The sequence below is a fragment of the Streptomyces sp. NPDC102360 genome, from assembly GCF_044766085.1.
Taxonomy (GTDB): Bacteria; Actinomycetota; Actinomycetes; order Streptomycetales; family Streptomycetaceae; genus Streptomyces.
On record NZ_JBIWLG010000005.1, the window covers coordinates 157,879 to 171,162 of the forward strand.

Genomic DNA, 13,284 nt, shown 5'->3' on the forward strand with positions numbered 1-13,284 from the left:
TCACGCCTCCTTCGGGTCGACAGGGCGGGTGGCACGGCGGGTGCGACGCAGCGGGGGCTGCACGCCGAGGCGCTTCGGGTCGAGGCCGGACCACTTGTGCCCGCCCGTGAAGAACTTGGTGCGAGCCAGGAGCGTCATCAGCGGCTTCGTGAAGAGGAAGACCACGACGACGTCGAGCAGGGTGGTCAGGCCGAGCGTGAACGCGAAGCCCTGCACCTTGCCGACGGTCACGATGTAGAGCACCGCGGCCGCGAGGAACGACACGAAGTCGGAGACCAGGATGGTGCGCCGGGCCCGCGGCCAGGCGCGCTCCACCGCGGGACGCACGGAGCGCCCCTCTCTGATCTCGTCCCGGATTCGCTCGAAGTACACGATGAACGAGTCCGCGGTGATACCGATCGCCACGATGGCACCACAGACGGCCGGCAGGTTCAGCGCGAAGCCGATGGCCGGGCCGAGCAACGTCATCAGGGTGTACGTGAGGATGCCGGAGGTGAGCAGCGAGGCGAGGGCGACGATCGACAGGCCCCGGTAGTAGACCACCAGGTAGATGATGACGAGCGCGAGGCCGATGGCGCCCGCGATCAGACCGGCGTCGAGCTGCTCACCGCCGAGCGCGGCGGTCACCGAGGTGACGCTCTGCTCGTGGAAGGTCAGCGGCAGGGCGCCGTAGGACAGCACGTTCGCGAGGTCCTGGGCGGACTCCTGGGTGAAGGAGCCGGAGATCTCGGCGTTCTGGCTCAGGGTGGAGCTGACGCTGGGGGCGGAGACCACGTCGCCGTCGAGCACGATGGCGAACTGGTTCATCGGCGACTGCTGGCTCTTGAGCTTGCTGGTCGTCGCGGCGAACTTCTTCGAGCCGTTGCTCGTGAACTCCATGTTCACGACCCACTGGCCGTTCTGCTGGTTGATGGTCGCCTGGGACTTCTTGACGTCCTTGCCGCCCACCTCGGACGGGCCGAGGACGTACTTCTGCCACTGCCCCTGGCTCTGACCGCAGGCAATGATCGGGTCGGTGGACTTCGCGCCCTCGTTGATCTTGGTGCGGGCGGCCTTGTCCGTGCAGTCGAGCTGCATGAACTTCTTCTGCAGCGCGGCGGTCGCCGGGTCCGTGCTGGCGCTCGGGGTCGCCTTGGGGTCCTCGCCGGTCTTCGCGGAGGCGCTCGGCGTCGCGTCGGCCTTGAGGCTGTCGGTGACGGCGCGGCCCTGCGTCGTGGCACTCGGGGACGGCGTGACCGTCGACTTGTCGGTCGCCTTGTCCGAGCCGGTGGACTTGTCGGTCGCCTTGTCGCCGGTCGAGGCGCTCGGGGACGGGGTGGCCGACTTGTCACCCTTGCCGGCGGGCTGGCCGGCGGCCATCGTGAGCACCGGACGGAAGTAGAGCTGCGCGGTCGTGCCGACCTGCTCGCGGGCCTGCTTCTCGTTCGTCCCTCGCGGGATGTTGACGATGATGTTGCTCTTGCCCTGCGTCTGGACCTCGGCCTCGGAGACACCCATGCCGTTGACGCGGCGGTTGATGATGTCCGCCGCCGTGTCCATGTTGGTCTTGTTGATCGCGTTGGGCTTGCCCGGCTCGTTCTTGGCCTCCAGCGTGATGCTGGTGCCGCCCGCGAGGTCGATGCCAAGGCGCGGGGTGAACGTGCCGGAGGCGAACATCCCCCCGACGAGCGCGACCATGATGATCACGATCAGGCCCAGGGCGCGGCCCGGCTTCGACTGGGCACCTGCCCCTCGGCTCTTCTTAGGTGTGGCCACCTTCTCGTACTCCCTCTCCATCCGTCCGGCATCGGGGTTGGGTGCCAGGACGGCCATGAAATGGTCGAGAGTCCGCGCGGGTCACGCACGAACAGGAACCGCGGGGCACATCGAGCGGACGCCCCACGGTTCCGGCCGTACTACTTCGCGTCGGACTCGCCGTCGGTCTTCTTCGCCTCGGCGTCGTCGGCCTTCTCGGCCTTCACGTCCTCGGCCTTGTCGACCTCCGCGTCCTCGGCAGGCTCGTCCTTCTTGCCGAGGTCGATGCGCGAGTCGTCAGCGGCGGCGGTCTCGCCGGTCTCGGTGAGGGAGGACGCGTCGTCCGGCACGACGGCGCCATTGGTCAGTTCGTCATCATCAACGACTTCCTCGCCGTGAACGATGCGGTTGTACTCGTCATCGGTGAGCACGGCGCCGATGGCGTTCTTCGCGAACATGAGGTGGACGCCGGGACCGGCGTCGAGAAGGACCGCGTCATCGTGGACCTCCTTGACCGTGGCGTACATGCCCCCGATCGTGCGGACGCCGGAACCGGGCTGCATCTCATTGCGCATGTCCGCGGCCTGCTTCTGCTTCTTCTTGGCAGACCGGGTCATCAGGAACATGGCCCCGATGAGCACGACGAACGGGAGGAGTGTCACAGGACTCACGGGTAGGAACTTCCTTCATACGACCGCGACAGGAGGCGGCCTTGTCGATGATGGGGTATACGCCGTCGTATAGGCGACGTCGGCGGAGTCTAAGCGAGTCCGCACTGTGGGAACAACGCTCAGCATGGCACCGGGGTTCCAGCCCCGGCGACCACCCGCGCCGTCATGCCCCGAAGAGGCCCGCTTGTCCGCCCGCCCCAGGTCTCCCTTGGGGTGCGGTGAGTCCCAGGTGGGCCCACGCGGCGGGAGTCGCCACGCGCCCCCTGGGGGTGCGCGCCAGGAGACCCTCTCTGACGAGGAAGGGCTCGGCGACCTCTTCCACCGTCTCACGCTCCTCCCCCACGGCGACGGCGAGTGTCGAAAGCCCCACAGGTCCGCCGCTGAACAGTTTGAGCAGGGCTTCAAGCACGGCGCGGTCCAGGCGGTCGAGGCCGCGGCCGTCCACTTCGTAGACGCCGAGCGCGGCGGACGCGATGTCCCTGGTGATCTGCCCGTCGGCCTTGACCTGCGCATAGTCGCGGACGCGGCGCAGCAGACGGTTGGCGATGCGGGGGGTGCCGCGGGCGCGTCCCGCGATCTCGGCGGCGCCCGCTGTGTCGATCTCCACATCGAGGAGGCTCGCCGAGCGGTGGATCACTCGCTCCAGCTCGGCGGGCTCGTAGAACTCCATGTGCGCGGTGAAGCCGAAGCGGTCGCGCAGCGGCGGCGGCAGCAGCCCCGCGCGCGTGGTCGCGCCGACGAGGGTGAAGGGCGGCAGCTCCAGCGGGATGGCGGTGGCGCCCGGACCCTTGCCGACGATGACGTCGACCCGGAAGTCCTCCATCGCCATGTAGAGCATCTCCTCGGCGGGCCGCGACATCCGGTGGATCTCGTCGAGGAAGAGGACCTCGCCCTCCTGGAGCGAGGAGAGGATCGCCGCGAGGTCGCCCGCGTGCTGGATCGCGGGGCCGCTGGTGATCCGGATCGGGGCGCCCATCTCGGCCGCGATGATCATGGAGAGGGTGGTCTTGCCGAGGCCGGGGGCGCCGGAGAGCAGAACGTGGTCGGCGGTGGCGCCGCGCGCGCGAGCGGCGCGCAGGACCAGGTCGAGCTGCTCCCTGACCTTCTCCTGGCCGATGAACTCGCCCAGATCCTTGGGGCGCAGGGCCGCCTCTACCGCCTGGTCCTCGCCGTCGGCGACGGAGTCCACAAGACGCTCCGCGGCGGGGCCGGCGGGCCGGTCGGCCTGCGGCATCGCGGCGTCGTCGGTGGTCTCGTCCCAGTTCATGTGTGGTGCCTCGCGTTACGGGTGGGTACGGGTGGTGGACCGGTCGGCTATCGGGTGCGGTTGAGCGTCTGCAGGGCCGCCTTCAGCAGCTGGCCCACCTGCGGCGTGCCCTGTGCGGCCTCGGCCTGCGGGGCGACCGCGTCGACCGCCTCGTCGGCCTCGCGGGTGGCGTAGCCGAGGCCGATCAGCGCGGCGTGCAGTTGCTCGCGCCAGCCGCCGCTGACGGCCGTGCCGATGGCCGGTCCGCCCGTGCCGACGGGTGCGCCGAGCCGGTCCTTCAGCTCGAGGAGCAGCTTCTGGGCGCCCTTCTTGCCGATGCCGGGGACGGCCGTGAGCGACTTCTCGTCACCCGTGGAGACGGCTCTGCGCAGCGCGTCCGGGCTGTGCACCGCGAGCATCGCCTGCGCGAGGCGCGGGCCGACGCCGCTCGCCGTCTGCAGCAGCTCGAACGTCTGCTTCTCGTCGTCGTCCGCGAAGCCGTACAGGGTGAGCGAGTCCTCGCGCACGACGAGGGAGGTGGAGAGCTTGGCCTGCTGGCCGATACGCAGCGTGGACAGCGTGTTCGGCGTGCACTGGAGGGCCATGCCGACACCGCCCACCTCGACCACCGCGGCGTCGGGGGCGAGGGCGGCGACGGGGCCGCTGACGAAGGCGATCATGCGGTACGGCCTTTCGATGCGTGAGGAGCGCGGGTGGCTCGGGGGGTCCTGGACACCTGCGCCGCGTGCTGTGCCACGGCCTGCTGGAGTCGGTTCTGCGCGGGGGCGCGCCAGATGTGGCAGATGGCGAGGGCGAGCGCGTCGGCGGCGTCGGCCGGCTTGGGCGGTGCGTCGAGCCTCAGCAGGCGCGTCACCATGGCGCCCACCTGCGCCTTGTCGGCGCGGCCCGAGCCGGTGACGGCGGCCTTGACCTCGCTGGGCGTGTGCAGGGCCACGGGGATGCCGCGGCGGGAGGCGCACAGCATGGCGACGGCGCTGGCCTGGGCGGTGCCCATCACCGTACTGACGTTGTGCTGGCTGAACACCCGCTCCACGGCGAGGACTTCGGGGCTGTGCTCGTCGAGCCACTGCTCGATGCCCTGCTCGATGGCGACGAGGCGGTGCCCCAACTCGGCGTCCGCGGGCGTCCGGACGACACCGACGCCGCGCATCGTCAGCGGCCGCCCCGCGATCCCCTCGACCACGCCGACACCGCAGCGGGTGAGCCCTGGGTCGACCCCCAGCACACGCATGCGCGCCCCCTCCCGACCGCGAGTGATCTTCGAACGCCCTCCAGGCTATCCGCTGCGACCGACAACGACGGCGGGCCGGGGAGACGTGTCTCCCCGGCCCGCCACAGTCGTGCTGTGCGCGCGGCAGCGCCTACGCGTCGACCTTCTCCATGACCTCGTCGGAGACGTCGAAGTTGGCGAAGACGTTCTGCACGTCGTCGCTGTCCTCGAGCGCGTCGATCAGCTTGAAGATCTTGCGCGCGCCGTCCTCGTCCAGCTCGACCTGCATGGTCGGGACGAAGTTGGCGTCCGCCGAGTCGTAGTCGATCCCGGCCTCCTGGAGCGCGGTGCGCACCGCGACCAGGTCGGTGGCCTCGGAGAGCACCTCGAAGGACTCGCCCAGGTCGTTGACCTCCTCGGCGCCCGCGTCGAGCACGGCGCCCAGGACGTCGTCCTCGGACAGCCCGGCCTTGGGGACCACCACGACGCCCTTGCGGTTGAACAGGTACGACACCGAGCCCGGGTCGGCCATGTTGCCGCCGTTGCGGGTCATGGCGACGCGTACGTCGGAGGCGGCGCGGTTGCGGTTGTCGGTGAGGCACTCGATGAGCACCGCGACCCCGTTCGGACCGTAGCCCTCGTACATGATCGTCTCGTAGTCGGCGCCGCCGGCCTCGAGGCCGCCGCCGCGCTTGACCGCGGAGTCGATGTTCTTGTTGGGGACCGAGCTCTTCTTCGCCTTCTGGATGGCGTCGACGAGCGTCGGGTTGCCATCGGGGTCGATGCCGCCGGAGCGGGCCGCGACCTCAATGTTCTTGATCAGCTTCGCGAAGAGCTTGCCGCGCTTGGCGTCTACCACGGCCTTCTTGTGCTTCGTCGTAGCCCATTTAGAGTGGCCGGACATCTGCCTGTCTCCTTCGCGTAACCAACCTCAATAACGAACGTCAGCGATCCTACAAGGATCCCGAAGCCGCCTTGGCCCGCACCATGTCCACGAACATGGCGTGGATCCTGTGGTCCCCCGTGAGCTCGGGGTGGAAGGACGTCGCGAGGGCGTCGCCCTGGCGCACGGCGACGATGTGCCCCTCGTACTCGGCGAGCACCTCCACCTCCGCGCCCACGGACTCCACCCAGGGAGCCCGGATGAAGACGCCCTCCACAGGATCGCCCTCGACGCCCCGCACATCGACGGCCGCCTCGAACGACTCGTTCTGCCGCCCGAAGGCGTTGCGCCGCACGATCATGTCGATGCCGCCGATGGTCTCCTGGCCCGAGCGCGGGTCGAGGATCTTGTCGGCGAGCATGATCAGTCCGGCACACGACCCGTAGACGGGCAGGCCTTCACGCACGCGCGCGCGGAGGGGCTCCATCAGGCCGAAGAGGTGGGCCAGCTTCGAGATGGTGGTCGACTCGCCGCCGGGGACGACGAGCCCGTCGATCTCCGCCAGTTCCTCGGGGCGCCGCACCGGTCTGGCGACCGCGTCCGCCGTGGCCAGGGCGACGAGGTGTTCCCGTACGTCGCCCTGGAGCGCGAGCACTCCGACCACAGGAGTGGTCATCACCAGCCTCGGTTCGCGTAGCGCTCGCCCTCGGGCAGGGTGTCGCAGTTGATGCCGACCATGGCCTCACCGAGGTTGCGGGACGCCTCCGCGATGATCTTCGGGTCGTCGAAGAAGGTGGTGGCCTTCACGATGGCGGCGGCGCGCTTGGCCGGGTCGCCGGACTTGAAGATGCCGGAGCCGACGAAGACGCCCTCGGCACCGAGCTGGCGCATCAGCGCGGCATCGGCGGGGGTGGCGACACCACCGGCGGAGAACAGCACGACGGGGAGCTTGCCGAGCTCGGCGACCTCCTTGACCAGCTCGTACGGGGCGCGCAGGTCCTTGGCGGCGGCGTACAGCTCGTTGTTGTCGTAGCCGCGCAGGCGGGCGATCTCACCCTTGATCTGGCGCATGTGGCGCACGGCCTCGACGACGTTGCCGGTGCCGGCCTCGCCCTTCGAGCGGATCATGGCGGCGCCCTCGGCGATGCGGCGCAGGGCCTCGCCCAGGTTGGTGGCGCCGCACACGAAGGGGGTCGTGAAGGCGAACTTGTCGCTGTGGTTGACCTCGTCCGCCGGGGTGAGCACCTCCGACTCGTCGATGTAGTCGACGCCGAGCGACTGCAGCACCTGGGCCTCGACGAAGTGGCCGATGCGGGACTTGGCCATGACCGGGATCGAGACGGCGCCGATGATGCCCTCGATCATGTCCGGGTCGGACATCCGGGCCACGCCGCCGTCCTTGCGGATGTCGGCCGGCACCCGCTCCAGGGCCATCACGGCGACGGCGCCGGCGTCCTCGGCGATCTTCGCCTGCTCGGGCGTGACGACGTCCATGATGACGCCACCCTTGAGCTGCTCGGCCATGCCTCGCTTGACGCGGGCGGTGCCGGTGGCGGTGTTTTCAGAAGTGGACACGGGTGACCTCACTCGGTGAAGAAGGCTCTTTCAGTACCGAGGAAACCTCTGGGGAACAGGCCACTACAAGGGCCAATGGGCAGCCGGTGGATCCTTTTGGCCTGGAAACTAGTTGGTGGCGCGGTCGGCCAGCGCCACTGGCGGCTCGTCGTCCATCTCGAAGGCCAGCGGGAACGGGGCGTGCCCGGCGAGCCGGAACCAGCGGACCGTCCGGTGCCGGCGCAGCGCGCGGGCTGCGCGTACGGCGTCGTTGTGGAAGCGGCGGGCCATGGGGACGCGGCGGACGGCCTGGGCGAGCTCCTCAGCGGCCTCCTCGCCGCCGGGGGCCCCGCGGACCTCCTCGACCTGGTCGGGCTCGTTGAAGACCGCCCTGAGCGCCTGGCTGAGCTCGCTCTCCGCCACCTCGCGCTGCTCCTCCTCGGCCTGGCGCGCGGCGTGCGCCGCCTCGTAGAGCACGATCGACGCGGCCGGGTCGAGCACACCCGACGTGGCCAACTCCTGGGCGACCGAGGCGCGGCGCAGGAGTTGGGCGTCCAGGGCGGCGCGGGCCGCGTCGATCCGGGCGTGCAGGCGGTCGAGGCGTCCTGCGGTCCAGCTCAGGTAGAGCCCGATCGCGAAGAGGCCTACGGCGATCCAGATGAGGGTGACGGTCACGGGCGGCAAGGCTACCGGGGTCGGGGCGGGCGTCAGTCCCGCGCCAGTCCGAAGCGCGCCCTGAGGCCCGTCCGCTCGTCCGCCGCCACCGCGGCCGCGCCCTGGGCCACCGTCTCGTAGACCGAGAGGATGTCCGCGGCGACCGTGGACCAGTCGAAGCGGCGGACGTGCTTGCTGCCACGCGCGCGTAGTTCGGCGCGGCGGTCCGGGTCGCCCAGGAGGCGCAGGGCCGCGACGGCGAGGGTGTCGGCGTCCTCATTGGTGAAGAGTTCGCCGGCCGCGCCCTGGTCGAGGACCTGGGCGAAGGCGTCCAGGTCGGAGGCGAGCACGGGCGCGCCCGCCGACATCGCCTCCACCAGGATGATGCCGAAACTCTCGCCTCCGGTGTTGGGCGCGACGTACACGTCGACACTCGTCAGGAGGCGCGCCTTGTCCTCGTCGCTGACCATGCCGAGGAACTCGACGCGGTCGCGCATCTCCTTGGGCAGGGAGGCCACCGCCTCGTCCTCGTCACCCCGCCCCGCGACCAGGAGCCGGGTCTGGGGGCGCTCCGCGAGGATCTTCGGCAGCGCCTTCATGAGCACCGGCAGGCCCTTACGGGGCTCGTCGATGCGGCCGATGAAGCCGATGGTGTCCCCTTGCCACTCGGCCTTGGGTTCGGCCCGGGCGAAGAAGTCGACGTCGACACCGTTGGGGATCACGACCGCGTCACCGCCCAGATGCTCGACCAGCGTGCGGCGCGCGTACTCGCTCACCGCGATGCGCGCGCTGATCTTCTCCAGGGCGGGCTGCAGGATCGGATACGCCGCGATCATGGCGCGGGAGCGCGGGTTGGACGTGTGGAAGGTCGCGACGATGGGCCCCTGCGCGGCCCAGCACGTCAGGAGGCCGAGCGAGGGCGACGCCGGTTCGTGGATGTGCACGACGTCGAACGTGCCGTCGCTCAGCCAGCGGCGTACCCGCGCGGCGCTCAGGAAGCCGAAGTTCAGGCGCGCCACCGAGCCGTTGTACGGCACGGGAACCGCGCGGCCCGCCGACACGACGTACGGCGGCAGCGGGGTCTCGTCGTCCGCAGGAGCGAGGACGGAGACCTCGTGCCCCAGGCCGATGAGGTGCTCCGCCAGATCGCGGATGTGGAACTGGACGCCGCCCGGCACGTCCCAGGAGTACGGGCAGACGATTCCGATCCTCACGCCGGCCTCTCTTCGAAGTGGTCAAGGTCGGCGAGCCACAAGCGCTGCAGCATGTGCCAGTCCTCCGGATGGTCCGCGATCCCTGTGGCGAAGGCATCGGCCAGCGCCTGCGTCATGACAGACGTCTTCTCGGCCCGCGTACCTGTCTCCGGTACATCGACGGGTGGGTGGACGCGACCACGCATTATGGCCGAGTCGTCGTACCAGAGGGTGACCGGGAGCAGCAGCGCGCCGGTCTGCTGGGCGAGCATCGCGGGCCCCGCGGGCATCCGCGTCGCCTCGCCGAAGAACTTGACCTCCACACCGGAGGACGACAGGTCACGGTCCGCGACCAGGCAGACCAGGCCGCCCGCGCGCAGCCGCCGTGCGAGCGTCCCGAAGGCGGCGCCGCCCGTGTGCGGCAGCACCTCCATGCCGAGGCTCTCCCTGTAGGCGACGAACCGGTCGTACAGGGTCTCCGGCTTGAGCCGCTCGGCGACGGTCGTGAACGGGGTGTCCAGCCTGGTGGTGACCCAGGCGCCCGCGAGGTCGTAATTGGCCATGTGGGGCAGCGCGAGGACGACGCCCTTGCCGGCGTCCAGGCCCTCGGTGAGGTAGTGGACGTCCTTGATCGAGACGCCCTCCTGGATGCGCTCCTTGCTCCACGCGGGGAGCCTGAAGGACTCCATCCAGTAGCGCAGGTAAGAGCGCATGCACGCCTTGGAGAGCTGTTGCAGGCGCTGTGGCGTGGCATCGGGCACCACGCGCGCGAGGTTGGCCTCCAGCCGCTGCACGCCCTTGCCGCGCTTCTTCCAGGCGGCGTCGGCGATCGTGCGGCCGAGGCGCTGCGCGACCGGCTCGGGGAGCTTCTTGACGGTCGCCCAGCCGAGCCCGTACAGCGCGTCGGTGATCCGCTCCTGCGTCCCGCTCACGAGGCGGCCCCCTCCTGGGCGGCCGCCGCGTCGGCCTCGGCGGACTCGCGGCGCACCGTGACGACGCGCTGGATCAGCGTGATCAGGCTGCCCACGGCGACGATCCACAGGGCGACCGGCAGCAGGTACTGGATGCCCGGCACGCCGAATGTGTGCAGCCCGGCGAAGCCCGCGGCGACGAGCGAGATGACGAGCCGCTCGGCGCGCTCGATGAGCCCGTTCACGGCGACCGGCAGGCCGATCGATTCGCCACGTGCCTTCGTGTAGGACACGACCTGGCCGCTGGCGAGGCAGAAGATCGACACGGCGCACAGGACGTTGTCGTTCCCCCCACCGGCGTACCAGAGCGCCAGGCCGCCGAAGATGGCGCTGTCGGCGACGCGGTCGAGCGTGGAGTCCAGGAAGGCGCCCCAGCGGCTGGACCGGCCCAGCTGACGCGCCATATTGCCGTCCACGAGGTCCGAGAAGACGAACAGCGTGATGACGACGGTTCCCCAGAAGAACTCACCGCGCGGATAGAAGACCAGCGCACCGGCCACGACTCCGGCGGTGCCCAGGAGCGTGACCGCGTCGGGGCTGATTCCGCGGCGGATGAGAAACGCGGCGAACGGTGTGAGGACACGCGTGAAGAATGCACGCGCGTACTTGTTCAGCATGGCCTTCCCGAGGGTCGGTGGCCGCGCGGCCCCTCTGGCCACCGGCTGGCCCATCGTAGCCACGCACACGTACGAATCGCCGACGGGCCACCACGCGCGCGTGCGATCCCGTACGACGTATGGACGCACAGTGACCCGAGTGGAAAGCTCGGAGACACCGCGGGCGTCGCCGAAGCCGCCTCCGCACGCGGATTCGCGTGTCCGCGCCCATAGGCCGACAGGACCTAGGACCTCACCGAGCAATTCAACCGGGAGGCAAGGCATGGGCGACAAGACAAACGGACACCCCGGAGCCGCCGGCAGGGCAGCGACGGCCGACCACCCCGCGTCCGTACGGAATGTGGTGCTGGTCGGCCACAGCGGCTCGGGCAAGACGACCCTGGTGGAGGCCCTCGCGCTGACCGCGGGGGCGGTGAACAGGGCGGGCCGCGTCGAGGACGGCACCAGCGTCTCCGACTACGACGAGATCGAGCATCGCCAGCAGCGCTCGGTCCAGCTCTCACTCGTCCCGCTGGAGTGGGACGGTTTCAAGATCAATCTCCTGGACACCCCCGGCTACGCGGATTTCGTCGGGGAGTTGAGGGCCGGTCTGCGGGCTGCGGACGCGGCCCTTTTCGTCGTCTCGGCGGCCGACGGGCCCGAGACGATGTCAGGGGCGACGCGCATGGTGTGGGAGGAGTGCGCGGCCGTCGGCATGCCGCGGGCCATCGTGATCACGCATCTGGAGGCGGCACGCGCCGACTTCGAGGACGTGACGCGGACCTGCGCGGAGATCTTCGGCGGCGACGACCCCGACGCCGTGCTCCCGCTGTACCTCCCGCTGCGCGGCGAACGGGCGCCGGACGGGCACGCGCCCGTGACGGGCCTGATCGGACTGCTCTCGCAGCGCCTCTTCGACTACGCGTCGGGCGAACGCAAGGAGTCGGAACCGGGGGCCGACCAGGCCTCGTTGATCGAGGAGGCCCGCAACCGGCTCATCGAGGGCATCATCTCGGAGAGCGAGGACGAGACCCTCATGGACCGCTATCTCGGCGGCGAGGACATCGACGTCAAGACGCTCATCGACGACCTGGAGCGGGCCGTCGCGCGCGGCGTCTTCCACCCGGTCCTCGCGGCGGCCCCGGCGGCGGAGGACGCACGGCAGGGCATCGGCACCGTCGAACTCCTCGAACTGATCACCGGCGGCTTCCCGACCCCCCTGGAGCGGGCCGCTCCCGATGTGCGCGGGCGCGACGGGAAGGAGCTCGACATCCACGCCTGCGACCCGGAGGGGCCACTGGTGGCGGAGGTCGTGAAGACCGCGTCCGACCCGTACGTGGGGCGGGTCTCGCTCGTCCGCGTCTTCTCCGGCACCCTGCGGCCCGACGAGACGGTGCACGTGTCGGGCCACGGGCTCTCCGACCACGGGCACGAGACCCGCGCCCTGCACGAGGCGGACGAACGGATCGGGGCGCTCTCGGCCCCCTTCGGGAAGCAGCAGCGCACGCTGACGCAGTGCGTCGCCGGCGATCTGGCGTGCGTCGCGAAGCTGAGCCGGGCGGAGACCGGGGACACGCTCTCGGCGAAGGAGGCGCCGCTGCTGATGTCGCCGTGGGAGATGCCCGATCCGCTGCTTCCGCTGGCCATCCAGGCGCACAGCAAGGCCGACGAGGACAAGCTCTCGCAAGGTCTTTCCCGCCTGGTCGCCGAGGATCCGACGATGCGTCTGGAACAGAACCAGGACACGCACCAGGTGGTGCTGTGGTGCCTCGGCGAGGCACACGCGGACGTCGCCCTGGAACGGCTGCGCAGCCGGTACGGGGTGCAGGTCGACGTCGTCCCGCACAGGGTCTCCCTTCGGGAGACGTTCGCGGGCAAGTCGGCGGGGCGCGGCCGGCACGTGAAGCAGTCCGGTGGCCACGGCCAGTACGCGATCTGCGAGATCGAGGTGGAGCCGCTCCCCGGCGGCTCGGGCATCGAGTTCGTGGACAAGGTCGTCGGCGGCGCGGTCCCCCGGCAGTTCATCCCGTCCGTGGAGAAGGGCGTGCGGGCGCAGGCGACGAAGGGCGTCGCGGCCGGCTATCCGCTCATCGACGTACGGGTGACGCTGCTCGACGGCAAGGCGCACTCGGTGGATTCGTCCGACGCGGCGTTCCAGACCGCGGGGGCGCTCGCGCTGCGCGAGGCGGCGGCCGATGTCCGCATCCATCTCCTGGAGCCGGTGGCGGAGGTCGAGGTCCTCGTCGGCGACGACTATGTGGGGACCGTGATGAGCGATCTGTCGGGGCGGCGCGGCCGCGTCGTCGGCACCGAACAGGCCGCGGGCGGGCGGACGTTGATCCGGGCCGAGGTGCCGGAGATCGAGATCGGCCGGTACGCCGTGGACCTGCGCTCACTGTCGCACGGCACGGCGCGTTTCAGCCGCGCGTACGCCCGGCACGAACCGATGCCGGCCCAGCTGAGCGAGCGGATCCGCGAACAGGCGCAGGACGTCCCCTAGTCGACCCAGGGCCGCACACCGGCCCCGGCTTCCCGTTCCTCGGGGCCGGTG

General features: G+C 70.4%; 13 protein-coding genes. 1 reads left to right on the top strand and 12 read right to left on the bottom strand.

From position 1 onward, the window contains the following. The 12 genes from secD to pgsA all read right to left on the bottom strand — a co-directional run bounded on the left by secD (position 1) and on the right by pgsA (position 10,808). A complete protein-coding gene (gene secD, locus ACIRHA_RS21565) occupies positions 1–1,755 on the bottom strand; it encodes a protein translocase subunit SecD (RefSeq protein ID WP_403848904.1) in 1,755 nt (584 codons plus the stop codon). A 140-nt stretch (positions 1,756–1,895) separates the two neighbouring features. Beyond that, complete coding sequence (gene yajC / locus ACIRHA_RS21570) at positions 1,896–2,405, bottom strand: preprotein translocase subunit YajC (RefSeq protein WP_403848031.1); 510 nt, start codon at positions 2,403–2,405, stop codon at positions 1,896–1,898. 163 nt (positions 2,406–2,568) lie between these two features. Then, complete coding sequence (gene ruvB, locus ACIRHA_RS21575) at positions 2,569–3,672, bottom strand: Holliday junction branch migration DNA helicase RuvB (protein ID WP_403848033.1); 1,104 nt, start codon at positions 3,670–3,672, stop codon at positions 2,569–2,571. Positions 3,673–3,719: 47 nt separating this feature from the next. Continuing rightward, the gene (gene ruvA, locus ACIRHA_RS21580; RefSeq protein WP_403848035.1) at positions 3,720–4,331 is read right to left on the bottom strand and encodes a Holliday junction branch migration protein RuvA; all 612 of its coding nucleotides are present in this window, start codon (positions 4,329–4,331) and stop codon (positions 3,720–3,722) included. Beyond that, a complete protein-coding gene (gene ruvC, locus ACIRHA_RS21585; RefSeq protein WP_403848037.1) occupies positions 4,328–4,903 on the bottom strand; it encodes a crossover junction endodeoxyribonuclease RuvC in 576 nt (191 codons plus the stop codon). The genes ruvA and ruvC overlap by 4 nt, the downstream gene beginning before the upstream one ends. A gap of 130 nt (positions 4,904–5,033) precedes the next feature. After that, a complete protein-coding gene (locus ACIRHA_RS21590; protein ID WP_403848039.1) occupies positions 5,034–5,786 on the bottom strand; it encodes a YebC/PmpR family DNA-binding transcriptional regulator in 753 nt (250 codons plus the stop codon). A 49-nt stretch (positions 5,787–5,835) separates the two neighbouring features. Next, complete coding sequence (gene pdxT / locus ACIRHA_RS21595) at positions 5,836–6,441, bottom strand: pyridoxal 5'-phosphate synthase glutaminase subunit PdxT (protein WP_403848041.1); 606 nt, start codon at positions 6,439–6,441, stop codon at positions 5,836–5,838. Beyond that, positions 6,441–7,340 carry a pyridoxal 5'-phosphate synthase lyase subunit PdxS gene (pdxS, locus tag ACIRHA_RS21600; protein WP_351341230.1) on the bottom strand — a complete coding sequence of 300 codons (900 nt, stop codon included), beginning with the start codon at positions 7,338–7,340 and terminating at the stop codon, positions 6,441–6,443. Before pdxS ends, pdxT begins: the two co-directional genes overlap by 1 nt. Positions 7,341–7,448: 108 nt before the next feature. Beyond that, positions 7,449–7,994 (bottom strand): hypothetical protein, encoded by a 546-nt coding sequence (locus tag ACIRHA_RS21605; protein ID WP_403848044.1) that lies wholly within the window; start codon positions 7,992–7,994, stop codon positions 7,449–7,451. 32 nt (positions 7,995–8,026) lie between these two features. Beyond that, positions 8,027–9,187 carry a glycosyltransferase family 4 protein gene (locus ACIRHA_RS21610; protein ID WP_403848046.1) on the bottom strand — a complete coding sequence of 387 codons (1,161 nt, stop codon included), beginning with the start codon at positions 9,185–9,187 and terminating at the stop codon, positions 8,027–8,029. Continuing rightward, complete coding sequence (locus tag ACIRHA_RS21615; RefSeq protein ID WP_403848049.1) at positions 9,184–10,098, bottom strand: phosphatidylinositol mannoside acyltransferase; 915 nt, start codon at positions 10,096–10,098, stop codon at positions 9,184–9,186. Before ACIRHA_RS21615 ends, ACIRHA_RS21610 begins: the two co-directional genes overlap by 4 nt. Further along, entirely contained in the window at positions 10,095–10,808 is a 714-nt protein-coding gene (gene pgsA / locus ACIRHA_RS21620; protein WP_403848907.1) for a phosphatidylinositol phosphate synthase, read from the bottom strand. The genes ACIRHA_RS21615 and pgsA overlap by 4 nt, the downstream gene beginning before the upstream one ends. Positions 10,809–11,016: 208 nt before the next feature. Between pgsA and ACIRHA_RS21625 the strand changes: the two genes are divergently transcribed. Continuing rightward, entirely contained in the window at positions 11,017–13,233 is a 2,217-nt protein-coding gene (locus ACIRHA_RS21625) for an elongation factor G-like protein EF-G2 (protein WP_403848051.1), read from the top strand. The last annotated feature ends 51 nt before the right edge of the window (positions 13,234–13,284 follow it).